This is a genomic window from Pseudomonas sp. S2_A05 (genome assembly GCF_054668485.1).
On the sequence record NZ_CP162775.1, the window covers coordinates 1,809,955 to 1,834,605 of the forward strand.

Annotated in this window: 22 protein-coding genes, 1 tRNA gene and 4 pseudogenes; 18 read left to right on the plus strand and 9 right to left on the minus strand. The window is 57.7% G+C overall.

Features of this window, described 5'->3' with window-relative positions; all coding sequences use genetic code 11:
• Positions 1 to 171: 171 nt before the first annotated feature.
• From AB4O12_RS08410 to AB4O12_RS08420, 3 genes are all read right to left on the minus strand, one after another.
• Positions 172 to 1,473 (minus strand): NAD(P)/FAD-dependent oxidoreductase, encoded by a 1,302-nt coding sequence (locus tag AB4O12_RS08410; protein WP_460061351.1) that lies wholly within the window; start codon positions 1,471 to 1,473, stop codon positions 172 to 174.
• Positions 1,470 to 2,558 carry a polyamine ABC transporter substrate-binding protein gene (locus AB4O12_RS08415; protein ID WP_252884215.1) on the minus strand — a complete coding sequence of 363 codons (1,089 nt, stop codon included), beginning with the start codon at positions 2,556 to 2,558 and terminating at the stop codon, positions 1,470 to 1,472. The genes AB4O12_RS08410 and AB4O12_RS08415 overlap by 4 nt, the downstream gene beginning before the upstream one ends.
• Before the next feature lie 264 nt (positions 2,559 to 2,822).
• The gene (locus tag AB4O12_RS08420; protein ID WP_460061353.1) at positions 2,823 to 4,181 is read right to left on the minus strand and encodes a glutamine synthetase family protein; all 1,359 of its coding nucleotides are present in this window, start codon (positions 4,179 to 4,181) and stop codon (positions 2,823 to 2,825) included.
• Between the two features lie 162 nt (positions 4,182 to 4,343).
• Between AB4O12_RS08420 and AB4O12_RS08425 the strand changes: the two genes are divergently transcribed.
• The 5 genes and pseudogenes from AB4O12_RS08425 to AB4O12_RS08445 all read left to right on the plus strand — a co-directional run bounded on the left by AB4O12_RS08425 (position 4,344) and on the right by AB4O12_RS08445 (position 9,868).
• Positions 4,344 to 5,240, plus strand: a complete 897-nt coding sequence (locus AB4O12_RS08425; RefSeq protein WP_056786010.1) for a helix-turn-helix domain-containing protein — start codon at positions 4,344 to 4,346, stop codon at positions 5,238 to 5,240.
• 81 nt (positions 5,241 to 5,321) lie between these two features.
• Complete coding sequence (locus AB4O12_RS08430) at positions 5,322 to 5,831, plus strand: sigma-70 family RNA polymerase sigma factor (RefSeq protein WP_056786013.1); 510 nt, start codon at positions 5,322 to 5,324, stop codon at positions 5,829 to 5,831.
• Positions 5,831 to 6,781: a FecR domain-containing protein gene (locus tag AB4O12_RS08435; RefSeq protein WP_056786014.1), complete on the plus strand. Its 951-nt coding sequence runs from the start codon at positions 5,831 to 5,833 to the stop codon at positions 6,779 to 6,781. The genes AB4O12_RS08430 and AB4O12_RS08435 overlap by 1 nt, the downstream gene beginning before the upstream one ends.
• A gap of 66 nt (positions 6,782 to 6,847) precedes the next feature.
• Positions 6,848 to 9,249, plus strand: a pseudogene (locus tag AB4O12_RS08440) (TonB-dependent siderophore receptor).
• 103 nt (positions 9,250 to 9,352) lie between these two features.
• A complete protein-coding gene (locus AB4O12_RS08445; RefSeq protein WP_056786019.1) occupies positions 9,353 to 9,868 on the plus strand; it encodes a cupin domain-containing protein in 516 nt (171 codons plus the stop codon).
• Between the two features lie 190 nt (positions 9,869 to 10,058).
• On the opposite strand, the gene AB4O12_RS08450 is transcribed toward AB4O12_RS08445, so the two are convergent.
• The 4 genes from AB4O12_RS08450 to AB4O12_RS08465 all read right to left on the minus strand — a co-directional run bounded on the left by AB4O12_RS08450 (position 10,059) and on the right by AB4O12_RS08465 (position 13,569).
• Entirely contained in the window at positions 10,059 to 12,380 is a 2,322-nt protein-coding gene (locus AB4O12_RS08450; protein ID WP_460061356.1) for a hypothetical protein, read from the minus strand.
• Positions 12,381 to 12,405: 25 nt separating this feature from the next.
• Positions 12,406 to 12,480, minus strand: a tRNA-Lys gene (locus AB4O12_RS08455).
• A 224-nt stretch (positions 12,481 to 12,704) separates the two neighbouring features.
• Positions 12,705 to 13,193 carry a nuclease domain-containing protein gene (locus tag AB4O12_RS08460; protein WP_460061358.1) on the minus strand — a complete coding sequence of 163 codons (489 nt, stop codon included), beginning with the start codon at positions 13,191 to 13,193 and terminating at the stop codon, positions 12,705 to 12,707.
• A gap of 118 nt (positions 13,194 to 13,311) precedes the next feature.
• Positions 13,312 to 13,569: a DUF2357 domain-containing protein gene (locus AB4O12_RS08465; RefSeq protein WP_191636956.1), complete on the minus strand. Its 258-nt coding sequence runs from the start codon at positions 13,567 to 13,569 to the stop codon at positions 13,312 to 13,314.
• 221 nt (positions 13,570 to 13,790) lie between these two features.
• Between AB4O12_RS08465 and AB4O12_RS08470 the strand changes: the two genes are divergently transcribed.
• Together AB4O12_RS08470 and AB4O12_RS08475 are read left to right on the plus strand one after the other, a co-directional pair.
• Positions 13,791 to 14,132: a helix-turn-helix domain-containing protein gene (locus tag AB4O12_RS08470; protein WP_305380790.1), complete on the plus strand. Its 342-nt coding sequence runs from the start codon at positions 13,791 to 13,793 to the stop codon at positions 14,130 to 14,132.
• A 126-nt stretch (positions 14,133 to 14,258) separates the two neighbouring features.
• Entirely contained in the window at positions 14,259 to 15,377 is a 1,119-nt protein-coding gene (locus AB4O12_RS08475; RefSeq protein WP_460061361.1) for a hypothetical protein, read from the plus strand.
• 74 nt (positions 15,378 to 15,451) lie between these two features.
• On the opposite strand, the gene AB4O12_RS08480 is transcribed toward AB4O12_RS08475, so the two are convergent.
• Positions 15,452 to 15,817 (minus strand): low affinity iron permease family protein, encoded by a 366-nt coding sequence (locus tag AB4O12_RS08480; protein WP_150742172.1) that lies wholly within the window; start codon positions 15,815 to 15,817, stop codon positions 15,452 to 15,454.
• Between the two features lie 145 nt (positions 15,818 to 15,962).
• A pseudogene (locus AB4O12_RS08485) lies at positions 15,963 to 16,580 on the minus strand (dTMP kinase).
• 102 nt (positions 16,581 to 16,682) lie between these two features.
• On the opposite strand from AB4O12_RS08485, the gene AB4O12_RS08490 reads away from it, so the two are divergent.
• From AB4O12_RS08490 to AB4O12_RS08540, 11 genes and pseudogenes are all read left to right on the plus strand, one after another.
• Positions 16,683 to 17,744 (plus strand): SDR family oxidoreductase, encoded by a 1,062-nt coding sequence (locus AB4O12_RS08490; protein ID WP_460061363.1) that lies wholly within the window; start codon positions 16,683 to 16,685, stop codon positions 17,742 to 17,744.
• Between the two features lie 373 nt (positions 17,745 to 18,117).
• Entirely contained in the window at positions 18,118 to 18,633 is a 516-nt protein-coding gene (locus tag AB4O12_RS08495; protein WP_252876308.1) for an HvfX family Cu-binding RiPP maturation protein, read from the plus strand.
• A 61-nt stretch (positions 18,634 to 18,694) separates the two neighbouring features.
• Positions 18,695 to 19,114: an organic hydroperoxide resistance protein gene (locus AB4O12_RS08500; protein ID WP_460061367.1), complete on the plus strand. Its 420-nt coding sequence runs from the start codon at positions 18,695 to 18,697 to the stop codon at positions 19,112 to 19,114.
• 147 nt (positions 19,115 to 19,261) lie between these two features.
• Entirely contained in the window at positions 19,262 to 20,110 is an 849-nt protein-coding gene (locus AB4O12_RS08505; protein WP_460062422.1) for an HvfB family MNIO-type RiPP peptide maturase, read from the plus strand.
• Positions 20,103 to 20,894, plus strand: a complete 792-nt coding sequence (locus tag AB4O12_RS08510; protein WP_460061369.1) for an HvfC family RiPP maturation protein — start codon at positions 20,103 to 20,105, stop codon at positions 20,892 to 20,894. Before AB4O12_RS08505 ends, AB4O12_RS08510 begins: the two co-directional genes overlap by 8 nt.
• Positions 20,895 to 21,146: 252 nt before the next feature.
• Positions 21,147 to 21,614: an HvfA family oxazolone/thioamide-modified RiPP metallophore gene (locus AB4O12_RS08515; RefSeq protein WP_353187953.1), complete on the plus strand. Its 468-nt coding sequence runs from the start codon at positions 21,147 to 21,149 to the stop codon at positions 21,612 to 21,614.
• 210 nt (positions 21,615 to 21,824) lie between these two features.
• Positions 21,825 to 22,040 carry a tautomerase family protein gene (locus AB4O12_RS08520; RefSeq protein WP_024012974.1) on the plus strand — a complete coding sequence of 72 codons (216 nt, stop codon included), beginning with the start codon at positions 21,825 to 21,827 and terminating at the stop codon, positions 22,038 to 22,040.
• Positions 22,037 to 22,694 (plus strand): annotated as a pseudogene (locus AB4O12_RS08525) (DsbA family oxidoreductase). Before AB4O12_RS08520 ends, AB4O12_RS08525 begins: the two are co-directional and overlap by 4 nt.
• Before the next feature lie 97 nt (positions 22,695 to 22,791).
• The gene (locus AB4O12_RS08530) at positions 22,792 to 23,676 is read left to right on the plus strand and encodes a pyridoxal-phosphate dependent enzyme (RefSeq protein WP_460061374.1); all 885 of its coding nucleotides are present in this window, start codon (positions 22,792 to 22,794) and stop codon (positions 23,674 to 23,676) included.
• Positions 23,631 to 23,819, plus strand: coding sequence for a hypothetical protein (locus tag AB4O12_RS08535; protein WP_460061376.1), 189 nt, complete (start codon positions 23,631 to 23,633; stop codon positions 23,817 to 23,819). Before AB4O12_RS08530 ends, AB4O12_RS08535 begins: the two co-directional genes overlap by 46 nt.
• A gap of 84 nt (positions 23,820 to 23,903) precedes the next feature.
• Positions 23,904 to 24,535 (plus strand): annotated as a pseudogene (locus AB4O12_RS08540) (cysteine hydrolase family protein).
• The last annotated feature ends 116 nt before the right edge of the window (positions 24,536 to 24,651 follow it).

Sequence of the window (24,651 nt, forward strand, 5' to 3'; positions counted from 1 at the left end):
TTCATCAATATAGAAGTGCTTGGCGATAGAGCAAATGTGTATAGCTGGCGTGGGACGCGATTGCAGTCCAGGAGCTGCCGAAGGCTGAGATCTTTTGATCGAGTTTGGGACGCGGAGCGTCCCGGGCTGCATTCCCACGCAGAGCGTGGGAACGATCAGTGTAAGCGCCTGTTAACCGAGCATTTCGCGCAGGCGATACCAGAACATGCCCAGCGCCAACAACGGCGAACGCAACGCCGGGCCGCCGGGGAAGGTCATGTGCGGCACGCTGCTGAACACGTCCATGCCCTGGCTATGCCCGGCGTGAATGGCTTCGCCCAGCAATTTCGCGCACCAATGGGTGACGTTGAGGCCATGGCCGGAATAGCCCTGCGCGTAAAACACGTTCGGGTGCTGTTTGAGCCGGCCAACCTGGGGGAAACGATTGGCGGTAATACCGATCTTCCCGCCCCATTGGTAGTCGATGCGCACGTCGGCCAGTTGCGGGAACACCTTGAGCATTTTCGGTCGCATGTAGGCGGCGATATCCGCCGGATCGCGCCCGGAGTAATGACAAGCACCGCCGAACAGCAGACGTCGATCCGCCGAGAGACGGTAATAATCGAGCCCGACTTTCTGATCGCACAGCGCCAGGTTCTGTGGAATCAACTGCGCGGCACGGCTTCCGTCCAGCGGCTCGGTGGCAATGATGTAACTGCCAGCGGGCAGAACCTTGCCGCTGAGTTTCGGCTCAAGGTCATCCAGATGCGCGTTGCAGCCAAGCACCAGGCTGCCGGCGCGTACTGAACCGGTGGCGCAGCGCACCTCGACGGTCGGGCCATGGAGGATTTCCAGGACCGGACTCTGCTCGAAGATCCGTATGCCCAGCGACGCGGCGAGACGCGCTTCGCCCTGAACCAGATCAAGCGGATGCAAATGGCCCGAACCCATGTCGATCAATCCGCCGGCGTACACACCGGCGTCGACCACTTGCGCACGGATCTGCTCCGGCCCGACCAGCCTCGTTGCGTGGGCATAGTCGAGTTCGGCGAGGCTGTCCTGTTCCTGCTTGAACGCGGCGAATTGCGCGGCGGTGTTGGCCAGTTCGCAAAAGCCCCAGCGCAGATCACAGTCGATGGCGTTTTCAGTGATGCGCTGGCGCACCAGCGCCACCGAATCGATGCCGGCGCGCTGCAGATAATGCACGCCGTCCTGGCCAACGTAGCGCGCGAAACCCTCGACTTCATGGCCGATGCCGCGAATCAGCTGCCCGCCATTGCGGCCGCTGGCGCCCCAGCCGATACGTCGCGCCTCGAGCAACACCACCGACAAACCGCGCTGCGCCAGCTCAATCGCGGTATTGACGCCAGTGAAGCCGCCGCCGATTACGCAGACATCGGCAAGCACATCTCCGTCCAGCGCAGGGTAGGGCGTGCTCGCCCGCGCAGAAGCGGCGTACCAGGAGCGGGCGTGCTGTGAATTGTGCTGATTCATTTGTTCGACTTCACTTTGCTCCACGACCGGGTCATCAGACGCATGATCGCCTGGGGCGGGGTCGAGGAAATGTAGAGTTTGTCGAGCACCGACTGCGGCGGATAAACCTCAGGATTGTTGACCAGTTCCTGATCCATGAACGGCTTGGCCGCCGGGTTCGGGTTGGCGTAGCCGACGGTGGCGCTGACCTTGGCGATCACCTGCGGATCAAGCAGGTAATTGATGAAGGCATGGGCCTCTTTGGCGTTGCTCGCGTCGGCTGGGATCGCCAGCAGATCAAACCACAGGTTGGCGCCTTCCTTGGGAATGGCGTAAGCGATATTGACGCCGTTCTTCGCTTCCTTGGCGCGGTTGGCCGCCTGGAACACATCGCCGGAGTAACCGAACGCGACGCAGATGTCACCATTGGCCAGGTCCGACACGTACTTGGAAGAATGGAAATAGGTGATGTACGGACGGATGCTCAGCAGCTTGGCTTCGGCCTTTTTGTAGTCTTCAGGGTTTTCACTGCGCGGATCCATGCCCATGTAGTTGAGGATGGCCGGGAAGACTTCGTCGGCGGAGTCCATCATCGACACACCGCACTGGCTGAGCTTCTTCAGATTCTCCGGTTCAAACAACACGGCCCAGGAATCGATGTGGTCGATGCCGAGCACTTGCTTGACCTTGTCGACGTTGTAACCGATGCCGTTGGTGCCCCACAAATAGGGAACCGAGTGCGCATTGCCTGGATCATTTTTCTCTAGCAATTCAAGCAGTTTCGGGTCCAAGTTCTTCCAGTTTGATAACTGTGAACGATCGAGCTTCATGAACGCGCCGGCCTTTACCTGGCGAGCGAGGAAATGGTTGGACGGCACGACCACGTCGTAACCGGTGCGGCCGGCGAGGAGTTTGCCTTCAAGGGTTTCGTTGGAGTCGAAGACGTCGTAGATCACCTTGATCCCGGTCTTGCTCTGGAAGTCGGCGAGGGTGGTTTCGCCGATGTAGTCGGTCCAGTTGTAGACGCTGACCTGGGGCTCGGCGTGGGCTGCTGCACTGAACAGCACGCTCAGCGCGACCGGGAGTACGGATTTCAATAGACGCATATCGACACCTCTTCTTGTAATGATCGTTCCCACGCTCTGCGTGGGAATGCCGCAACGGACGCTCCGCGTTCGGCTTTGGATGGGACGCAGAGCGTCCCGGGATGCATTCCCACGCGGTAGCGTGGGAACGATCAAATTCTCAGGCGCTGCACAATCCCATGTGGGAGCGAGCCTGCTCGCGAAAGCGGTGTTTCAGTCGACATCTATGGTGAGTGTGCCGACGTCTTCGCGAGCAGGCTCGCTCCCACAGGGACGGGCGCGCCGTCAGACGCTGAGCAGCAGGAACTCTCGCTCCCAGGAGCTGATCACGCGCTTGAAGTTTTCGTGCTCGGCGCGTTTGACCGCGACGTAACCGCGGACGAATTTGCTGCCCAGGTATTCGGCGACTTTCGGGCAGTCTTCCATCTGCGTCAGGGCTTCTTCGATGGTGATGGGCAGGCGCAGGTTGCGCCGTTCATAGGCCCGGCCTTCGACCGCCGCGCTCGGCTCGATCTTCTCGACCATGCCGATGTAGCCGCACAGCAGGCTCGCGGCAATCGCCAGATACGGATTGGCGTCGGCGCCGGGCAAGCGGTTTTCCACGCGCATCGATTCAGGCCCGGAAGTCGGCACACGCAGGCCCACCGTGCGGTTCTCTTCACCCCATTCGACGTTGACCGGCGCCGAGGTGTCCGGCAGGAAGCGGCGGAACGAATTGACGTTCGGCGCGAACATCGGCAGCACTTTCGGGATGTACTTCTGCAGGCCACCGATGTGATGACGGAACAGCTCGCTCATGTTGCCCTCGGCATCGGCAAACATCGGCTGACCCGTCGCGATCTCGACCACACTCTGGTGCAAGTGCATGGCGCTGCCGGGCTCGTCGCCGATCGGCTTGGCCATGAACGTCGCGGTGACGTTGTGCTTGAGCGCCGCCTCGCGCAGGGTGCGCTTGAACACGGTGATCTGGTCAGCCAGATCCAGCGCATCGCCGTGGCGGAAGTTGATTTCCATCTGCGCCGGGCCGTCTTCGTGGATCAGCGTGTCGAGGTCCAGACCTTGCAGTTCGCACCAGTCGTAGACGTCTTCGAACAGCGGATCGAATTCGTTGGCGGCATCGATCGAGAATGACTGCCGACCGCTTTCCGCACGACCCGAACGACCCAGTGGTGCCTTGAGCGGCAGGTCCGGGTCTTCACACCGTTGGGTCAGGTAGAACTCCATTTCCGGCGCGACAATCGGCTTCCAGCCCTTGTCGGTGTAGAGCTGCAGGACTTTCTTCAGCACATTGCGCGGCGACAGTTCGATCGGGTTGCCGAACTTGTCGAAGGTGTCGTGGATGACGATGGCAGTCGGCTCGATTGCCCAAGGAATGACGTAGACGGCGTCGGAAACCGGCTTGCAGACCATGTCGATGTCAGCCGGGTCGAGCAGGTCGTAGTAGATGTCGTCGTCGACAAAATCCCCGGTTACCGTTTGCAGCAGCACGCTCTCCGGCAGGCGCATACCGCGCTCATGCAGGAACTTGTTGGTCGGTGCAATCTTGCCGCGGGCGATGCCGGTCAGGTCGCTGACCACGCATTCGACTTCGGTAATCTTGTGATCTTTCAGCCAGGTGAACAGCTGATCGAAAGGGGCGTTCATAAAGACCTCGTTATTGGTTTTGTAGACGCCGGGGAGGGCGGGTTTCATCTTCCGCCCCTTCCCCTGTGGCGCGTTGGCGACTATCTTGGGCGCGGCTTGCGATTCCATCTATCCACTTTCAGCAGCACCAAAGCGCACCAAAAGAGTGCGCAGGGTCACCCCATGACAACGTGCAATCCGCTTCAGGTTCAAGCGTTCAATACCGCCGACGTGGCCGAGCAAATCCGCGCTACACCGGGCTGGGTCCAGCATTACCAGCAGATGTCGCCGGGGCATTTCGCCGGGCAGATTCGCTATCTGGATCTGCAGGGCGTCGAGGTTTATGAAGAACAGATGAACACCCGGGTCGAGCAAAACTTCAGTGCGCCATCCGGGGCTCTGGCGTTCTGTTTCGATCGCAGCGACAACGCGCTGTATCTGCTCAACGAAGAGAGCCGCAACATCTGGATCACCCCGGAGAACTACCGGGAAATCGCTGTGGTGTTCGGTCCGGATTTTGTCCGCGAGCACGGTTTGCAAGTGGCAAAGCTCGAAGGTTTGTTCATGGCGCCGCTGAACTGCGGACAGAACGCTTTGTTCAGCGGCTGGCTAAGCTCGATTCTCACGAAGTTGTCGCAAGCTGCTGATCCACTTGATAAAGATCGCCTGACTCGGCAACTGCTCGAGGACTGCCTGTTCATCCTCGACAACGCTCAAACCCGTCTTGATCGTGGAGGATTGCAGCAGCGCAACAACGAACGCCAAATCATGAAGCGAGTAGGGGAGTGGGCGGCTGATTCGCCGGAAGACACGGTCAATCTGCTCGAACTTTCCCACGTTGCCGGCGTACCCCTGCGCCAGTTGCAACAAGCTTTCAAGGCCTACACCGGGATGACCCCGAGCCATTGGTTACGCCTGAGGCGGTTGAACAGTGCGCACCGTGAATTGCTCAAGCGCCGACCTTGCGAAACCACCGTTGCCGAAGTGGCGATGCGCTGGTCGTTCTGGCATCTGGGGCGGTTTTCCAGCAGTTACCGCGCGCTGTTCAAGGAGCTGCCGAGCGAAACGCTCAAGCGCTGAGCAGAAAAAGGCTTTGTGTCCTCGCAGAAGTTAAATAGAATCAGTCTCATTTGAATCTACCTTCGCGCAGGGTCTCTTGAGATGATTGAAGCCACGTCACCGTCGGAGCAAAGCCTGCAGCAGTTGTACCGCGAGCATCGCGGCTGGCTGGAAACCTGGCTGCGCCGGCGCATGGGCAATGCGTGGGATGCGGCGGACCTCAGTCAAGACACCTTTGTCCGCGTCCTGTGCAACGCGCCGCCACTGGCTGAATTGCGCGAGCCGCGCGCTTATCTGCTCACCGTCGGCAAACGGTTGCTGAGCAATTTCTACACGCGGCGCCACCTGGAAAAAGCCTACCTCGATGCCTTGGCGCAATTGCCGGAAGCGTGCGCACCGTCGCCGGAGCAGCGCTGGTTGCTGCTGGAAACCTTGCAGGCGCTGGATGAATTGCTCGATGGCTTGCCGCGCCCCGTGCGCCGGGCATTTCTTTGGAGTCAACTCGAGGGCCTTGGCTACCGCGAGATTGCCGAGCGCTTGCAGGTTTCCGAGCGCACGGTGAAACGCTACATGGCCCAGGCGTACGAGCATTGCTTGCTGGTGGATCTGTGATGCGCGTTGCCCCCAGCGAGGAAACGCGGGAAGTGGCGCGGGCAGCGGCGCAATGGCTGGCACTGCTCGAGTCCGGTGGTGCCAGTGATGAAGATCACGCCCGATTGCAGCATTGGCGTACCAGTGACAGTCGCCACGAGAACGCGTGGCAGAAAATTCAACAACTGCGTCAACGCTTTGCAGGCTTGCCCCCGGCGCTTGCCCTGGCCACGCTGGACCGGCCGGATCCGGCGCGGCGCGCTGCTCTCAAGCGTGCTTTGGGCGTGGCAGCGCTAGTGCCGGCGGTGTGGTTGATCAGTCGGGAGCTGCCGCTGGAGGTCTGGCGCGCCGACCTGCACACCAGCACTGGCGAGCGGCGCAAAGTGCAGTTGGCCCAGGATTATTCATTGCAACTCAACACCGACAGCGCGGTTAATGTCGATCTGGCGGCACGTCAGTTGACGCTGATTCGTGGCGAGATGGCGCTCAACGCGGCAGGCGATTCAGCCTTTATCGTCAACGCGCCTTATGGACGGATGATCGTCAAACACAGCGACATCTCGGTGCGCCTCAATGCGCGCGATTGCCAGGTCTGCGTGCTGCGTGGTTCGGTGCAATTGCAGCCACTGCACGGCCCGGCGCTGGTATTGCAGCAAGGCCAGCAAGTCAGCCTGCAAGCTTCGGGCGCCGGGGCGGTGACGGCGTTCGATGCGTTGATGCCCGGGTGGCGCGACGGTGTGGTGATGGCGCAAAACCAGCCGCTGGGTGATTTCCTCCGCGAGCTGAGTCGCTACCGCTCGGGTGTTCTGCGCTGGGATCCGGCGCTGGAATCGCTGCGCGTCACTGGCAGCTTTCGCCTCGACGATACCGATCAAGTGCTGGCACTGCTGGCTGCCAGTTTGCCCGTCGATGTGCATACGCGAACGCGATTTTGGGTGTCACTGGTACCGCGTGCGGAAAAAACTGGCTGAAGCCTGTCCCTTTTTTCGCCTCGCTGGTCATTCCAGGCAAGTGAACAAAATCGAGAGCTTCTTCCAATGCCCGCAGTATTTCCAGGTCGTTTGCGTCCGTTGTTGCAGTTGAGCCTTTTGCTGAGCCTGAGTGCCAGCCCCGTGTTGATCCAATCGAGCTGGGCCGACGATGGCAGTCGCCGCAGTTATCAGGTGCCGGCCGGTAGTCTGAGTACAGCGCTGACGCGCTTCGCCGGTCTCGCCGGCGTCAATCTGTCGGTGGATCCGGCACTGGTCAGCGGCCGCAACAGCAATGGTTTGTCCGGTGAATATGGCGTGGAGGAGGGGTTCAGCCGGTTGTTGCTGGGTTCGGGTTTGCAGCTGCAACCGGTCGGCGATCAGGCTTATACGCTGGTGCCCGCAGCGCAAGGCAGCACCTTGCAACTTGCGCCGACATCCATTCTCGGCGCGAGCGGTTCAGCGGATGCCGACGTGTTTGCTGGCGGTCAGGTCGCGCGGCGTGGCTCGCAAGGGTTGTTGGGTTCCGTGGATTTCATGGAAACCCCGTTCAGCATGACCACCTACACCAGCGAAACGGTGAAAAACCAACAGGCGCGCACGCTCGGCGATCTGATCAGTACCGACCCTTCGGTACGCGCCACCAACCCGGCCGGTGGCCGCTATGAGCAATTCACCATTCGTGGTTTCAGCTTGTTCAACAGTGATGTTGCCTACAACGGCCTCTACGGTGTGTTGCCGACTTACACCATCGACATGGAAATGGCCGATCGCGTCGACATCCTCAAAGGCCCGAGCCAATTGATCAACGGGATTTCGCCACGGGGCAGTGTAGGAGGGGGATCAACGTCGTGCCGAAACGCGCGACCGACAAGCCGATCACCTCGCTGACAGCCAATTACGCCTCGAACAATCAAGTCGGCGGCGCGGTGGATGTCGGACGGCGTTTTGGCGAAGACAATCAATTCGGGGTGCGCTTCAACGGGGTCAAACAGTCCGGCGATACCGAATGGGATCATCAGAGCGTCGATCGCGACATGGCGGTACTCGGTCTGGATTTCCGTGGTGAACGCTTGCGACTTTCCACCGATATCGGCCACACCGAGCGCGACACCGACGCACCGCAGGAACGCGTGCAAGTCGCCGCCAATGCCAAGGTGCCGAACGCCCATGATGTGCGCGACAACTATGCGCAACCCTGGAGCCGGGCGCGAACCAAAGACACTTTCGGCACGCTCAACGGCGAGTTCGATGTCAGCGATTCAGTCATGCTGTATGGCGGCGTCGGCGCACGCAAAAGCAATCACGACTTCTTGCGCCACGCGGTGTCGGTGACCAATGACGCCGGCGACTTCAGCGTCCAGCCGCGCGACTTCACTCGCGACGAAAACGTTCGTACAGCTACCGCTGGGGTGCGCAACTGGTTCCAGACCGGACCGGTCAGCCATGAAGTGAACCTGGCGGCCAACTACTTTTATATGGACTTCGAAAACGGCGGCGCCCGTTACGCGGCCGGGCGCAGCAATCTCTACAACCCGGTGGAAATAGCCAGACCCGGCACGCCGACCCGCAATGACGCCAAGGTCTACACCGAAAATCGCTTCAGCGGCGTGGCCTTGTCCGACACGCTCGGTTTCTTCGAGGATCGACTGCTGCTGACTTTGGGCGCGCGCTGGCAGCGGGTCAAAGTCGATGACTGGAGCGACGGCATCAAGGGCGATACGGCCTACGATGAAGAAAAGGTCTCGCCGTCGGGCGGGATTCTGTTCAAGGCGACGGACAAACTTTCGCTGTACGCCAACTACATGGAAGGTCTGAGCCAAGGCAAGATCGCGCCATCGACGTCGATCAACGAAGACGAAATCTTCCCGCCATTCATCAGCCGCCAGGTCGAAGTCGGCGCCAAGTACGACGCGGGTGCATACGCGCTGACGGCAGCGGTGTTCCGCATCAAACAACCTGCCTACGAAACCAATGCGACCACACGAGTCTTCGGCCCGAACGGCAAACGCGAAAACAACGGCGTAGAACTGAGCGTGTTCGGCGAACCGCTGAACGGCTTCCGATTGCTGGGCGGTGTGATGTACATCGATAGCGAACTGACCCACACCACCAACGGCACATTCGACGGCAACCGCGCACCGGCGACACCGAAATACAACGTCAACCTCGGCGCGGAGTGGGATGTGCCGACTGTGCAGGGTTTGACATTGACCAGTCGTGCGATCTATTCGAGTTCGCAGTATCTGGATCAGGCGAACGACAAGGAAATCGACTCTTGGGAACGATTCGATGTAGGCACGCGCTATGCTTTCAAGCTGGACGAGAAAACGATCACCTTGCGCGCCAATGTCGAAAACGTGCTGGATAAACGCTATTGGAGCTCGGCGGGTGCATCGGATGATAGTGAGCCGGGGTTGACGCTTTCTACGCCGAGGACGTATCTGCTGTCGGCGGCGGTAGACTTCTAACGGAGCAGGGTAAGTGCGTCGATCGTCGTCGAAAATACGTTAACTACACTAAATGACCGTTTAGTTGAGCTAACAAAAAACCGTACCTGCAACGGAGAAGGCCATGATTCAGCGCAAGCCGAATGCTACAGATGTGATTGCTGCGCTGAATCTACAGCCCCATGTCGAGGGCGGTTATTACCGCAGAACCTATCAAGCCGATCACCGTGCCTGCCTCGAAACGCAGCAAGGCACGCGATATCTGCTGACCTCGATCTACTATCTGCTCACTGAGCAATCGCCGGCGGGCCAGTTTCATTTCAACCAATCCGACATCCTGCATTATTTTCAGTTGGGCGACGCCATCGAATACAACCTGATCCACGCCGACGGCTCACTGCAAACGCTGGTGATGGGCAGCGATGTTTTGGCTGGTCAGCAACTGCAATTGCACGTACCGGGTGGAATCTGGAAAGCCTCTCGATTGCTGGAAGGCTCGAATGGCTTTGGCTTGATCAGCGAAGCGGTTTCGCCTGGGTTTGATTTCGCGGACATGGAAGTCGGTAATCGCGCAAAACTCACGGCACAGTATCCGCAGCATGGAGCGCTGATTGAAATGCTTACGCGCGGTGAAGATTGAGAGTTGTAGATTGGGACAAATGCAGTTTGCAGGGAAAGCTGGTTTTGAAGCGACCGCGCAGATTCAAATCTCTCGGGCAACCACGCTAACCCTGTAACATCTTGTTACGTGTAATGTATATTATGTTAAATCATGTATGCGAATGGCCTCAGGCTTTAGATATCAGATCCACCACTCCCAACCTCTCAGTCTAAGCAACGCCATTCGTTTGCAGCTTCAACAACCAATGTCTCTCGGTAGTCCATCCGATAAAAACCTGAGCACCTTCGCTTGCTTGGCGAGCCTCGGTCAACGGTGCACCAGAAGCCGCTACTCGCAATCCTCTAATCGCCGGCAGGAACCTTTCACGAAATGCACTAGGCTGAACCGCGAAATGAGCTTCGATACGTTCAATCGCGAAACGCATTTCTGCCTCATCAAGCATCGCTAGATAAAAGACCATTTGCCGCCAGGCATAAGCCGTATTTTTGATCACCACCAGGCTGGAGTGATAAAACCGCAACTTCATCTGCTGGCGTACGCATATCCATCTGAAGCATTCCTCGGCCATCGAAGCCAGGCGATGCTGCAACAGCGCCTTCAACCCGAGCTCACCAAACAACAGCGCAAGGTTTTGCGTCGTCAGGATCTGTTGTTGCTCGATGATTTTCCCGTTAGTCGCCGGTCGCCATGTCCCCAGGCCCGCATCAGCCCGCTGGGAGCACAATCTGGCCAATGCGTCCCTGGAACTAGCGTCAGGTCTGGAGAACCTTTTCCGCCTGGATTTCGGTTGATCAGGAAGCATCGCCAATTGGCTTGCATCAATGTCGTAGTAATTGGCGTATAGCGTGCTACCTGTCAAAGATGCCGCCTGCCTGGCAGCTCTTATGTACTTGTTCGAGAAAGCGCCCATGAAAATGTCCGAGGCGACTTCTTCAACAAAAGGCAGATCCAGCTTGGCCATCGCACCAAGCGCAGCAAATTCCTGAATGAGTTTGTTGGGCAGGATCGCTTGAGGAAAAGCGCAAAGAGTCATCGCTGCGCATTCGATCAGGACCTGTCGGGCTGCGTCAGCGACCACCGCGTCCGCTTCTCGCTGGTCCTCAACAGCCGCCACCCACGGCAATTCATTCATCCTGACCTGACTTTCCAGATCCAACAGCAACAATGATCGGCGTTGTCGAAAGGCGCGATAGGTTGCTACAGAGAGCATCCGCAGCGACATATCGCGAAATCCTGCACTGCAGATCTCAGCCGTTATCGCTGGCAGCAGCCGCGCCACGGTATCCCCGGATGTAATCAATCCCTTATCGATCAGCTCGGCAATTGTGCCCTTTCGACACCGCTCGACGCGTCGACGAATATCAGGAGGAATGCCGATACCTGTTAACAGCGAATATGCGGTCGCTTCTTCGCAGGTAACGGGGTGCAGCAGAGATGAAAAGTCGGAAACTCCGTCCGAACCGGGATACCTGCTCAGACGTGCGGCAACCGCTTTAGCAAATAGATGGTGACCGGGTGCGGACACGTGACCGCGTTGAGAGTCTCTGTGCTTTTGATGAGACTCGGATTCGGGATGACCATGCTTGCGTACGAAATCGTCGACGATCCTGCGAATTCGTCCGACTTGTCGTCCGGTAAGCAACGCCGCATCGCTGGCGCAAACCCCCAGCAGTGCAAACAACTCCCCTACCCGATCCCGCCGGCTTTCAGCTTCACACGGAGCGCTGGGGCAAGAAGCATCGAACTGCCGCTTCAGAGTATTCGCCTGCTCAAACCAGCCCTGGGGATACCGGCGGCAAGGCCAATCATCCTGATACGTCAAAAGGAAAAGCGACACCGCCGCATCGTAGAGCGGCAAGCGAGTCTCGACGACATGTTTTTGCGCTGCCAGACGCGTCTGTGCTGGGCGGTTTGAAAGCACGGTTCTGACATCACCGACAGTAAAAACCTGCACTTGCCCTGCTGAAAGCGGCGAACCGTCAGAAGCCATCGGAAAGAATCGCAGCTCTTCAAAGAAAGGCGCTATCGCTTCAACCAGGTCCCATGCGTTCTCTGTACGTTGTTGGCCCAGCAACCAGGCCACCGTCAGCAGTGCAGCTTCTTCTGGCACCTCGATTCGATAATCCCCGCTCGCCAGCTTCGTTTGCAGTACCTCAATCCCCTCCTCCGTAAGGTGCCAAGTGTTGAGATCGAGTCGCTCGAAGCCAGGACGGATACCAGGAATCGAAGCAGCCAAATGTCGCTCGTACTCGGTCAGTGCGCCACCGGCCATGTACTGCCCAGTGGCGAAACCTCCCGTGACGACTTCCAGCGTGACCCACTCAGGCACATCCGCGAATGGAGTTCGTGAGCCATACGACGCAGATCCCTGCAATATGTGCTCGATTACATTGCGCCAGCGCTCGATGCGCTTGCTCGTCTGTCCGTTATCGTCGAGGCCCGATGCAGCGAGTGCCCGAGACAGTTGAAAGGCTGCATAGCCGGCACCTATGCCGGCATTCGCATTCGATTCCCTATCGTCCCTGAGCATGAGTCCTTCCGAGCCTGCGATGTTGTGGGTCCGGGGGCTGGATTCGAACCAGCGCCCACCCGGTTAAGAGCCGAGTGTTCTACCGCTGAACTACCCCGGAACAGAGCGCGGATTGTCCACCAGCGCTGAACGATTGTGAAGATCGAAAACATTGCCGCTTGTGAACCTGAACGTAATCAGGTGATCTCGGGAAGAGTCGTCAAGACCAGCGCAGTTTGATCGAGTCCTTTGCACCGGCGTCGCGAACCAATACGCCTGGAGCCCGACGACTTTATTTCGGGTTGCGGGATTGTCAGCGAGTTTAGCGCTACTGTGCGTAATCGATTACTTCGCCGTTCCAATAGCAATTGTACGGGCTGGAGCGGCCGCGATTGGTATTGCACTCAGAATTCGTTTGAGTTCGATCCCCAGTGCCTCCCCTTCTGATTCTGCACTGATTTGCCAGGCTCCGACCCCATAGTCCGCATGATAAGTCGGGCTGATAAGCGCCGTTACTTTGTCTGCCCTAGGTATCAGCAGCAATGAAACGTCAGGCTTGATGCCCTTCCACTGGAGACTGTCGTGATAAATGTGCGCTGACTCCATTGCATCCAGGAGGCTGGCGCGGGCGCTGCGATACTTCGCATCGAAAACCAAGAAGCGCTTCGTCGAAGGCGAGTCCAACGTCACGACGATGTCCGGATATCGCTCTCGCGATATGCTTTGAAAACCGCGATGCGCAGGTTGATCAATCGCTGGGCATCGGACTTGGTAACATGCTTCAACGGTCACATCAGCCGCTATTCCCCGCCACACGATTTCTTTTAAACCCATCGATCGATATTCACGACTCCAGACGAGTTCAGGAAACTGACGTTGCGGCTGTGAGACTACAGTTACAAAGCACCACCGCTCATAAACCTCCCATGTTGGGCTGACCCACAGCGTCTCATCAGGATCCTTTCCCAACCAACCTGAACGCAACGCGTACCAACCAAACCGATAAGCTCGCGCGTATGCAGACGGATGCGGAGTCCAACCGCTTGACCGTGTGCGCACTCACCGACGTGCGATCACTCTTCAAGGTTGTTAACGGCCGCTGAGATATCTGTTTGAGCGCGCGGTGAAACCGATCCCCATAGCGCCTCAGCCTCGCAAACCAAGTCGTTGGCTGGCGCTCAGGCCATAATCGCTCGAACCAGACAATCACCTTGGCCGGACACCTGCCTGAGCTCTCAGTCGGCAAAGTTCATATCACTGCACATGAGTTCGTCTTTAGCATGGCCGAGAGCAATCGTTGGCGCGCTGCCATGTGCCTCTCACCACACTCGATTCGCTCTTGGGGGCTTCACCCGCCTTAAACCCGGAGAGGCTGCGGACTTCTGAAGCTTTCGATGCCTCTCCGAGTAAAGGACGAAGAAAGATATGGAAATGCATGGCATCAAAAGCTACGGCGAGAGACTTCAGTTCGCATATACCCTTCGTGGGTTTCCAAAACTCTACGCGCTGTCACACCGAATCGGTGTGACGGACAGCGCCCTCAGTCGGTGGTTTCGTTCAGAGCCAATCAGTATGGAGAACTTCGCCAAGCTGTGCGTCGAGCTGAACGTCAATGCCGATTGGCTTCTGCTCGGCCGTGGACAGCACTCGCTCGGCGCCATGCATGACGCGCCGCATCGCAAAGCGCTCGCGGACGTGATTGAAAGAATGGCCGACAACGACGTTCGTAACCTCGCCAAGTTTCTTGATGAAGTAACCACTCCAGCAACTTGAGCGCCACGCAATATTTTCAGGGCAATTCGTGAGCCCTGCTCAACCGACTGAGCTTCACGAAGGGTCCGATATTGATAACTTCTAGATGCCCAAGCAATGACGCCTGGGTATGAGCTGGAGATCATCATGTGCACTAAGGAATCTGCAAAAGCTGATGTAGAAGTGAAGTTCGAGTCCCAGAAAACGTTCAGCCTTTTCGGTCGGAACATCTCAACTTGCCAAGCGGCCCTGGGGGCTGGTGCTCACGTGCAAGTCACCAACACAGAAGGCCTGAACTACCATCTGAATGTTTTCGCGAAATGCGAGTGCGACGGGCTGCTGAAGAGGCTCAACGTGGCAATCGACAAGTCCATAGGTAACCCACCCGAAGGGTTGCGTGACGTCCCTTTCACCATCGACCGTACGTCCCATCCAGACTGGCGCTCTCGTCAAGCCTATCTTCGTGAAGGTGTGGGATTTACCAGCAGGATCATTACCTGCGCATGGCCGGCCCTTGCGCCACCTAAGCTTGGTAGCGTAGTTGCTGGTAACACACGCGCAACGACGACAATTGATGCCACAGCCATCGACTCGCAGTTGGTTTATGCCATGACCGATGCTACCCCGGAGCAGGTCAGCGCATACTCTCACCTGAACCTCTACGCACAGGGGGCTGCGCGCGCCGTCCTGAAAAACAAGGGCGTGGACATCACCAATACGGACTATCTGCAGACGAAGCAATGGTTCGATGCTGTGGTTTACCAACTGACCGATCTGGGCTTTACCGTAAAGGCAGCGAGTGGCGGCCAGGTCAGGCAGGATGTCTCTTCAGGTGACGTGGACATCGGTAGTTTGCTGACCACCATCGTTGGCACGTATCTGGGAGCGACGGAACTCGAGAGTTTCAAGCAGCTCGCGACGCTCTTGGCCAAGGATCCCAACGATTCGGGCACCCACGACTTCATGACCTTCTGGTGGAACAAGGCCAGCACTAAGGACGGCCGCACGACTGTCGCCTTTGGCCCCATCAAGAACGACCAGGGCATGGCTTCGGTGACAGTGGTTTACCTCGTGTTGGATGTGGAATTCACAGACTGGCACTCACTGTTTGTCAGCTACCACCATGAAGGTGTAATGATCCGCAGCGCTGCCATTACCCTGGATCTCGACATGGAGGTCTACAGCAACAATGAAAAAGCAATCTTCGACGCCATCTCCGGCGCAGTGGCCAATCACATCAAGACTCAGGAACTGAGTTTCGACTGATAGCCGATCGATGCGGGGCTCCAGCAATGCTCGCAATGCTGGAGCCCCGTAGCTTTGCGGGTGCTTCGCCAGTTTCAATCAAACTTGATCTGCCCTGACTCACCCAGCATGCGGTATTGTTCACGAAGTTTTCGCAGCTCACTCGAGCCCATTTGCTCCAGCCCCAACGTAGCATTCTGTGCCTCGTGGGTAGCTCGTATCAGCTCATCGATCTTCAGATGCAGAATGTCATTGTCGCGGTTCTGGGTGTTTTGAATGAGGAATACCATCAGGAACGTAATGATCGTTGTCGAGGTGTTGATGATCAGTTGCCAAGTGTCGTTGTAATGAAAGTACGGCCCTGTGCCAGCCCAGGCGACGATCAGAACGATCGCTGTCAAAAAGGTCTTCGGGCTACCCGCCCAGTTGGACAGTGTCTGGCAAAAGCGTGCAAATCTCATCTTGAAACCTCTGAATAAACCTAATCACTTGACCTCGTTTGGTGGCGAAATACTTTGTCATATTTGCGCCGCTCGTCGGTGGCGCAGATTCGCACGATTGCTCAGGCGTCAGATCGAGCGGCTGCACCAGCGGCTCACCGGCGGCTCACCGGCGGCTCACCACCCGATTAATCTCCCCTACCACCCGCCCCGTCGCCTCCTCGATTGCTCCCTCATTGCGGCATATAAACCAACCCTGTTCGGCAGCGGCTTGCTCAAAAGCCTGGGTACAGTCGACATGCTCCTCCAGACCGCGAAGCACAGTACTGCTCAAGCCACGCCGTCGCGCCCCCCGCCCTCGCCCACGAAATCTCCGCCGCCGTGACCACGCCAACATGCAGGTCGGGCACCTGAACGTTGCGATCACGGTTTAATTGCAGGATTTCAGCAAACGGGACTATCCGGCGAAACGCCGCATCGGACGGGTACCAGCGATCGATCAGGATGATGCTGTCGGCAGGCTGTTTGGTCAGCACGTGCTGGGAAATCCAGCTGCGGCTATCAGCCAGGCGTTGGCAAACTTCCAGTTCCAGATCCCGGTCAGGATGTCGGACGAGTCGGTTCACCAGATGCATTGTCTCGCCCCTGAACGGGTCGCTTTTTTCTCGCACAACCGGATGACTTTCTGGTTGTCTGCCCTCAAGACTTCAGTGATCGCCTCCAACAGCGAGGTTTTGCCGACGCCTTTGGGGCCATCAAGAGAAATAAACAGCGGACGAGTCATTGTTCACAGGCTTTAACGGGAAGTGGTGAACACTCTAACGGATTTTCAGGTTGAACCTCTTCTGCTCAGGCGGACTCCCAAACCTGAACTCAGGAGAAACCTATGACCCAGACAGCTCTAGTCGTGGGCGCCAGCGGCATCGTCGGTAGCGCCATCACTCAGTTACTCATCGACAACCAGTGGCAAGTCGCTGCGCTGTCGAGACATCCATCGCAAGCGCACGGCGTGATCCCTGTCGCGGCAGACCTTCAGGATCCTGCTTCGCTGGAACAGGCGCTGAGGGATGTGAAACCCACGCATGTGTTCATTACCACATGGTCGCGGCAAGCCACGGAGGCCGAAAACATTCGCGTCAATGCCGCCATGGTGCGCAACGTCCTCGCCGCCATTCGCCCAGCGAAAAGCGTCAAACACGTAGCACTGGTTACCGGCCTGAAACACTATCTCGGCCCTTTCGAAGCCTATGGGAAAGGCAGTCTGCCGCAGACGCCGTTTCGCGAAGAACAGGGTCGTCTGGATGTCGAGAATTTCTATTACGCTCAGGAGGACGAACTCTTCGCCGCAGCTGAAAAGGACGGTTTCACCTGGAGCGTTCATCGCCCGCATACCGTCACCGGGGTGGCCGTGGGCAATGCGATGAACATGGCGACCACCCTCGCCGTCTATGCCTCGATTTGCAAACACACCAATCGCCCTTTTGTGTTTCCCGGTTCCAGGGTGCAGTGGGACAGTCTGACCGACATGACCGATGCGCGGCAATTGGCGAAACAGCAACTGTGGGCGGCCACAACACCGGCTGCGGCCAACCAGGCGTTCAACGTCACCAATGGCGATGTATTCCGCTGGAAATGGATGTGGAGCCGAATTGCCGAATACTTCGACCTGCCTGCTGCTGACTATCCCGCGTCACCCTCGCCTCTAGAGAAGCAGATGGCGGACGATCAAGCCGTATGGACGCAAATAGTCGCGGAGCACGGTTTGAAAGAGTCCGACATTGGACGTCTGATTTCCCCATGGCATACCGATGCCGACCTTGGCCGCCCCATCGAAGTGGTCACGGATATGTCGAAAAGCCGCCTGATGGGCTTCACTGCCTACCAGGCGAGCGATCAGGCATTTTTCGACGTGTTCGACAGGCTGCGGGAGATGCGCTTGATACCTTAGGCGGCTCCAGACAGATAAGGTGGGCACCTGGCGTGCCCCCTCATTCAACAGTAATTTCCACGCCCTCTCCCCCCTCATCTGCGACTTTCATTCGCCCTGTGAAATCCTCCCGCCAGCCACCGGCAGAACGCAGCCAATCGTATAGCCCAACTCCAAAATAGCGCCTTCAACAGTTATCGCTCTGTATCCAAGTGTGTACGCAGGCAAACACGTTACACAACATTGATCTTCCCGCCCCCTCAGACACAAGCGAGATACACCAGCACGATGAACTGCGCTCACGGCCAGCGCAGTGCTCCTGTGACTGACAGCTGTCATTGGGAGCACCTGAACGGCTTCCACTTTCTTGACGACAAGTCGGAGGATTAAACCCATGCATACAAACGCGTTATCGGTCTTGAATCGGCTGCAACTTAATCTCGATCGTGCTGGAGACTGGATCGCGCCGTTAAGCCTGCGCGTGTTTCTGGCCTGGGAGTTTTTTGAAGCGGGATGGGAAAAGTGGAACGGTGAGAACTGGTTCCCGAGCATTCAAGGGGCCTTTCCTTTTCCTTTCAATCAGCTGCCGGCTACGTTCAATTGGCAGTTATCCATGTGGGCAGAGCTGCTCTGTTCCATTGCTTTGCTTTTAGGTCTGGGAACACGCCTCTCTGCACTGATCCTCATAGTGGTCACCGTCGTGGCAACTGCCGCAGTTCACTGGCCAGCAGAGTGGTCGACGTTGAGCGAACTGGCTATGGGCTACTCCATCAGCAACAAAGGCTACGGCAATTTCAAACTCCCTTTGATCTACCTCGTAGCCCTTCTGCCACTGGTGTTCACAGGCGCCGGCAAGCTGAGCCTGGATGCATTCATCGGTCGGTATCTCAAGCGTTTGAATGCACGCTGAGTGTTATCGCGTCACCGAGGTTATCGCTCTCAACCCCCGCTAGTTAATCAGGAGTTTCACCATGACCCATATTGATAAAGTGCTGTACACCGGCAAAGTCCATACCTCTTCGGGTGGACGCAATGGCACCGCCCTCAGTGACGATGGCCGACTGGATATAAAGCTGTCATCGCCTGGCACCTCTGGCGCCGGTACCAACCCAGAGCAGTTGTTCGCCGCTGGTTGGTCGGCCTGTTTTATCGGCGCGATGGGGCTTGCGGCGAGCAAGCTGAAAGTCACCCTCCCGGGTGACCTTGCCGTCGACGCCGAAGTGGATCTAGGCACAACCGATGGTGCGTATTTCCTCCAGGCTCGCCTCAATGTCTACCTTCCCGGGCTGGATCGAGAAGTCGCTCAAGACCTTATCGATACCGCACACCAGACATGCCCGTACTCCAAAGCGACGCGGAACAACATCAACGTGGTGATCAACCTCGTTTGAGCAGAACCGTGGCGGGTTTCAACCGCCCGATCCATGCCCGCCCGGCTGCCATAGGTGACCGTGGAGGTGGCGTGGATCGGGCGTTTCAGACGTCGAATCGGAGTATTGAGCTCATGCAAACGAACACTTCATCACCAACGCATTTAGATCCACAGCTCCCCGGAGGCGACAGTCGGGCTCGGGTTGCGCCGTGCGCTGCTCAATACGCTTCGTGACGCTCCAGTCGGGGATTTCGATTTTCTAGAGGTTGCTCCAGAGAACTGGATCGGCATCGGCGGCGCGCATGGAGCGGCCCTGCAGATGCTAGCTGAACGTTATCCGCTGTCATGCCATGGTCTGTCACTTTCGCTGGGTGGCAGTGCGCCGCTGGACGAGTCTTTTCTTGAGCAAGTCCGCGGGTTTCTCGATCGCTTCAACGTGCCGTTTTATAGCGAACACCTGAGTTACTGCAGTGACGATGGACATCTCTACGACCTGCTGCCGTTGCCATTCACTGAGGAGGCAGTTCATCACGTTGCTGCGCGCATCCGCCGTGCACAGGACATTCTCGGTCGTCGTCTTGCTGTAGAAAACGTCTCCTACTACGCCGCTGCTCATCAGGACATGGACGAACTTGCTTTTACCAATGCAGTGCTTCGCGAGGCCGATTGCGACCTGTTGCTCGACGTTAACAATGTGTACGTCAACTCAGTCAACCACCGCTTTGATCCAGCGGTTTTCCTCGCCGGCCTGGAACCCGAACGCGTAGTCGCCATGCACGTGGCTGGGCATTACGACGAAGCCGAGGACCTGATCATCGACACCCATGGTGCGTCGGTCAAACCGGTAGTCTGGTCATTGCTGGGGCAGGCTTATGGCCTTTTCGGCGTGAAGCCAACCCTGCTGGAGCGCGATTTCAACTTTCCGTCCTACGACGAACTGGTGGCTGAACTGAATACCATCAGGCGCTTGCAACGCGACGCCAATGCTTTGGTGCGGGTGACCGTCGATGGCTGACTCCCCTTCAAGTTTGCACAGTCAGCAGCTCGCGCTGACCGGGTACCTGCGTGACCCGGACAGTTATGCGCCGCCAGCGCAGATGAATCCTGCAAGAGCGCAGGTCTACCTCAACCTGGTGTTGAACAATCTGTTGGGGTTGCTGGGTGGAACGTTTCCGGTGCTGATTGCCGTGCTGGGTGATGCCGGTTGGCGTGCGCTGGTACGACGTTTTTTGCGTGACTACCGCGCGCAAACACCACGCTTCGGAGAAATTGCTCGTGAGTTTGTAGACTTCGTAGCGAGCCTGGAAGACTCGCCCGGTCACGAACACCCTTGGTACCCGTTCTTGCCTGAATTGGCTCATTACGAGTGGGTGGAGATGGCGCTGCAACAGTTGGACGCTGCGCCTTTAAAGCCCAGTGATGCGGCGCATTTACTCGATCATCCCCTCAGGCTTTCCCCGCTCGTCTGGCCGCTGGCTTACACATGGGCCGTACATCGTCTCGGCCCAGGCCACTTGCCTTCTGAACCGCCAGAACAACCGACGTTGCTGCTGATCAGCCGTGTGCCGAGTGGCCAGGTGCAATTCTCCCAGGTCAGCCCTCTCGCGTTCCGTTTGTTGCAGCGGATCGAGCACTTCCCTGACATGGATGGACGAGCGCAGTTGCACGCTTTGGCTGCGGAGGCTGGTGCATCAGACGTGACCAGCTTCGTTGCTGACGCACTGGTGCTGCTGCGCAAGCTGCATGAGCAAGCTGTCGTCGGGGTAGCAGCGACACCCGTTTTAAAGCTGTTGTCCTGACTGACGCGCAAAGGCTGAGGTCAGTTTTTGTATCTCTATGTACCCAAACGCGAAGTCTTGGGATTGGCTTACAAATGCTCCGCTCGCCGATACATCACCGATACATGACTCCCGCTAAATAGGCCTGCCCGAATAGGGTCGCTCTGTCGAAGTGGACGACGCTTGCGCCCTTCGCCTCGAGCTTCCTTGAGGGTCTATCCGCCCTGTGGCATGAATCGCGGCGTCGCCGCGCAAAGCATCTGGAGAAGCACTATGTACCGTAAACCAATGTCGAACAAAACCAGTCTTGGCCTGGCCGCAATTGCTTTAGCCGGTGGCATGAGCCTGGCATCGTCTGCCGCTTTTGCTGTTGAGCCATTGCCTCAAGGTTATCAATTGGCCTCGGCGGATAAAGCCGGCGAAGGTAAATGTGGCGAAGGCAAATGCGGCGCCAGCGAAGCCAGCGGCAAGTCCGCTACTGCCGAGGGCAAGTGCGGTGAAGGCAAATGTGGTGACGACTCTTTCGCTCGCACAGATACCGACCATGATGGCCTCGTCTCTCTTAAAGAGCTGCTGGCTGTGGCACCTCAGGGCGGTGAAGAATTCAAAGCGATGGACACCAACCACGATGGTTTTCTTTCGGAAGGTGAGGTCTACAAGTTCAGAACCAACCAGTACATCTCCAATGGCAAAAAAGTCCCAACCGAGCTATTTACCCGCATGAGCAAAGCGCAGAACTGATTCCTCCCGCCGTAGTATTCGCCCTCCCCGCGCCTGCAGCCAGGGAGGGCGATCTACTTTCTGCAAAGCGCTCAATGTTAAATGCGGATTGATTACACAGCGTTATAAGTGATGTTCTCCGCCCCTGATTTATCCCCTGAACGCAACACTCTAAAGTCGATCCCACTGCTCCCCTTCATATCGATGGGGTGCCTACAGGAGACTTATCCCATGCCTTTCATCAGCGTTCGTATCACTCGCGACGGCGTTACCAAAGAACAGAAATCCCAAGTCATCGCCGAGATCACCAAAACCATGCAAACCGTCCTCAACAAGGACCCGCACCTCACCCATATCGTCATTGAAGAGGTCGACACCGATAACTGGGGCTATGCCGGAATTACCACCACCGAGTACCGCCAACAGCTGGCGGAGTCGAAGAAATGACTTTTGCCGTCCGTATCGACTTTGTGTCGGATGTCGTGTGCCCCCTGGTGCGCACTCGGCGCCACAGCGCTGGAACAAGCCATCGCGAACGTTGCCGGCGAGGTTGCCGTAGAACTGACCTTCAAGCCGTTCGAACTGAACCCGGACATGCCGGCCGAGGGCGAGCACGCCATCAAGCACATGATGCGCAAATACGGGCGCAGCGCCGAAGAAGTCGCCTCGCGCAATGAAATGATCGTCGCGCGTGGCAATGCCATCGGTTTTCAGTTCGACCTGGAAAAGCGCAGCCATTTCTACAACACCTTCGATGCCCATCGCCTTCTGCTCTGGGCTGTGCAGGAAGGCCGCCAGGTCGCGCTGAAGAAAATCCTGATCGAGGCTTATTTCACCAATGGCGAGAACCCCAGCGACCACGAAACATTGGTTCGCCTGGCCGGTGAAGCGGGACTTTCAACCACCCGCGCCCGCGAGATTTTGACTAGCGAGGCGTTCGCTCTCGAGGTCCGTGAACTTGAGAGTTTTTACCTTGAGCGCGGAATTAATTCGGTCCCGGCCATGGTACTGAACGGTCGTCAGTTGGTGTCCGGATCGCTATCCGTCAAGGAATACGAACAAATCCTCAGGCAAGTCGCACGAGAGTCCGCCACTGCCTGACAAAGCGACTTAACTGCAATCTCAGTTATTAAGCATTTCGCCGGGGCTTGTTGAAGTAACCGCCCCACTTCCTTCCATCAACGTCAAGTGAACCGTCATGCCTCACGACTTGAACCAACTGGAAACTGCGCTGGCTGCTTACCCCCGAGTGGCGCTGCTGGAAGGCCCGACACTGATTCAGAAGCTGTCCCGTCTGAGCCGGGCCGCCGAGCTGCATGGCTGCAATCTCTACGTCAAACGCGATGATCTGATGGGCCTTGGCGGCGGTGGTAACAAACTGCGCAAACTCGAATTTTTGCTTGGCGAAGCATTGGCCGAAGGCGCGGACACACTGGTTACCTGGGGCGGTTTTCAATCCAATCACGCCAGGCTGACCGCCGCCGTCGCGGCCCGCCACGGCTTGGCCTGCGAGCTTATTCTGACTCCGTCTGCGGTGCGCAGCGATGATGATTTTTGTCATAACGGCAACGTATTGCTCGATGGCCTGTTTGGCGCAAAGGTTCATCGACTGCCGCGCGGTTTGACGCCCGATAGCTACGCTGGCGAACTGCTCAGCGCGCTCAAAAGCCAAGGCAAAAAACCCGTCCTCATACCATTGGGCGGCTCCAGCCCCAGGGGCAGTCTGGGCTACGCCGCTTGTGCGGGAGAGATTCTCCGTCAGGCGGACGCGCTCGGCGTTCACTTCGAGCGGATCATCATCCCCAACGGCAGCGCAGGGACCCATTCAGGACTGCAGGCCGGTCTGGCACTGGCTCGATCATCAACCGAAGTGATCGGCTACTCGGTGTTGGCAACTGAGGAGCAGGCCACGGCCGCGACCCTGGAAAAACTCGGGAAACCTTGCAGCTCCTGGACCCGTCCGCAACCCTTGTGGAAAGCGCAATCACTGTGGATGGCAGTCAACGTGGCGACGCCTATGGCGCCCCCACCGAATCGATGCTCGAAGCGGTCCGGCTGCTGGCCTCCGTTGAGGGCTTGCTGACGGATCCGGTCTACGGTGGCAAGGCCTTCGCCGGGTTGCTCGCTGCCGTGCGCCGGGGTGACTACCCGCCAGGAAGCAATCTACTGTTTGTGATGACCGGCGGCTTGCCTGGCCTCTTTGCCTACCGCAGCGCCTTCAACTGACTTGAGCTTTTTCGTCGTCATAAAAAACTGATGCCCGGGCGAGCCCACGGCATCGGTCACTCAACTTGCGTGGAGTACATCGTCATGTCGAACGCCTCTTACCCGCTGAACCGCACCGCTTATCTGCTGGTCGATCCATACAACGATTTTCTCTCGGAAAACGGCAAGGTCTTTCCCTTGATCAAGCCGATTGCCGAACAGGTCGGGCTGCTCGACAACCTGCGGGCGCTCGATCGCGCCGTACGGGCGCAGAACATTCCGGTGGTCATCGTGCCGCACCACCGCTGGGAACATGGCGACTATGAAGGCTGGGACCATCCAACACCGACCCAATGCAAAAAATCATGCACATGCACCACTTCGCACGCGGTGAATGGGGCGGCGAATGGCATCCCGATTTCGCGCCGAAGGACGGCGACATTGTCGTGCAGGAACATTGGGGCTCCAGCGGCTTTGCCAATACCGACCTTGATTTTCGTTTGAAGCAGAAAGGCATCACCCACGTCATCATCGTCGGCCTGCTCGCCAACACCTGCATCGAAGCGACCGCCCGCTACGCCTCGGAACTGGGCTACCACGTCACGCTGGTGCGGGATGCGACCGCCGCTTTCCGTGCGGAAATGATGCACGCCGCCCACGAGTTGAACGGGCCGACTTTCGCTCATTCAATCGTGACCACCCAGGAATTGATTGAGGCGCTTGCAGCGCAGGTGTAATGGCGAGGAACCTCACCGATTTCGCCAGTTTGCCGTAGCGCGCTCACTCCAAGGACAACTCAGCGCTTGATCGACCGCCAATAAGAGCTGTGCAGAAATCAGCTTGAGCCACCTGT

Bases quoted from the DNA above. Each gene is read 5' to 3' on its own strand.
- AB4O12_RS08410 (WP_460061351.1), bottom strand. From the start codon at position 1,473: ATGAATCAGCACAATTCACAGCACGCCCGCTCCTGGTACGCCGCTTCT.
- AB4O12_RS08415 (WP_252884215.1), bottom strand. From the start codon at position 2,558: ATGCGTCTATTGAAATCCGTACTCCCGGTCGCGCTGAGCGTGCTGTTC.
- AB4O12_RS08420 (WP_460061353.1), bottom strand. From the start codon at position 4,181: ATGAACGCCCCTTTCGATCAGCTGTTCACCTGGCTGAAAGATCACAAG.
- AB4O12_RS08425 (WP_056786010.1), top strand. From the start codon at position 4,344: ATGACAACGTGCAATCCGCTTCAGGTTCAAGCGTTCAATACCGCCGAC.
- AB4O12_RS08430 (WP_056786013.1), top strand. From the start codon at position 5,322: ATGATTGAAGCCACGTCACCGTCGGAGCAAAGCCTGCAGCAGTTGTAC.
- AB4O12_RS08435 (WP_056786014.1), top strand. From the start codon at position 5,831: ATGCGCGTTGCCCCCAGCGAGGAAACGCGGGAAGTGGCGCGGGCAGCG.
- AB4O12_RS08445 (WP_056786019.1), top strand. From the start codon at position 9,353: ATGATTCAGCGCAAGCCGAATGCTACAGATGTGATTGCTGCGCTGAAT.
- AB4O12_RS08450 (WP_460061356.1), bottom strand. From the start codon at position 12,380: ATGCTCAGGGACGATAGGGAATCGAATGCGAATGCCGGCATAGGTGCC.
- AB4O12_RS08460 (WP_460061358.1), bottom strand. From the start codon at position 13,193: ATGGGTTTAAAAGAAATCGTGTGGCGGGGAATAGCGGCTGATGTGACC.
- AB4O12_RS08470 (WP_305380790.1), top strand. From the start codon at position 13,791: ATGCATGGCATCAAAAGCTACGGCGAGAGACTTCAGTTCGCATATACC.
- AB4O12_RS08475 (WP_460061361.1), top strand. From the start codon at position 14,259: ATGTGCACTAAGGAATCTGCAAAAGCTGATGTAGAAGTGAAGTTCGAG.
- AB4O12_RS08480 (WP_150742172.1), bottom strand. From the start codon at position 15,817: ATGAGATTTGCACGCTTTTGCCAGACACTGTCCAACTGGGCGGGTAGC.
- AB4O12_RS08490 (WP_460061363.1), top strand. From the start codon at position 16,683: ATGACCCAGACAGCTCTAGTCGTGGGCGCCAGCGGCATCGTCGGTAGC.
- AB4O12_RS08495 (WP_252876308.1), top strand. From the start codon at position 18,118: ATGCATACAAACGCGTTATCGGTCTTGAATCGGCTGCAACTTAATCTC.
- AB4O12_RS08500 (WP_460061367.1), top strand. From the start codon at position 18,695: ATGACCCATATTGATAAAGTGCTGTACACCGGCAAAGTCCATACCTCT.
- AB4O12_RS08510 (WP_460061369.1), top strand. From the start codon at position 20,103: ATGGCTGACTCCCCTTCAAGTTTGCACAGTCAGCAGCTCGCGCTGACC.
- AB4O12_RS08515 (WP_353187953.1), top strand. From the start codon at position 21,147: ATGTACCGTAAACCAATGTCGAACAAAACCAGTCTTGGCCTGGCCGCA.
- AB4O12_RS08520 (WP_024012974.1), top strand. From the start codon at position 21,825: ATGCCTTTCATCAGCGTTCGTATCACTCGCGACGGCGTTACCAAAGAA.
- AB4O12_RS08530 (WP_460061374.1), top strand. From the start codon at position 22,792: ATGCCTCACGACTTGAACCAACTGGAAACTGCGCTGGCTGCTTACCCC.
- AB4O12_RS08535 (WP_460061376.1), top strand. From the start codon at position 23,631: ATGCTCGAAGCGGTCCGGCTGCTGGCCTCCGTTGAGGGCTTGCTGACG.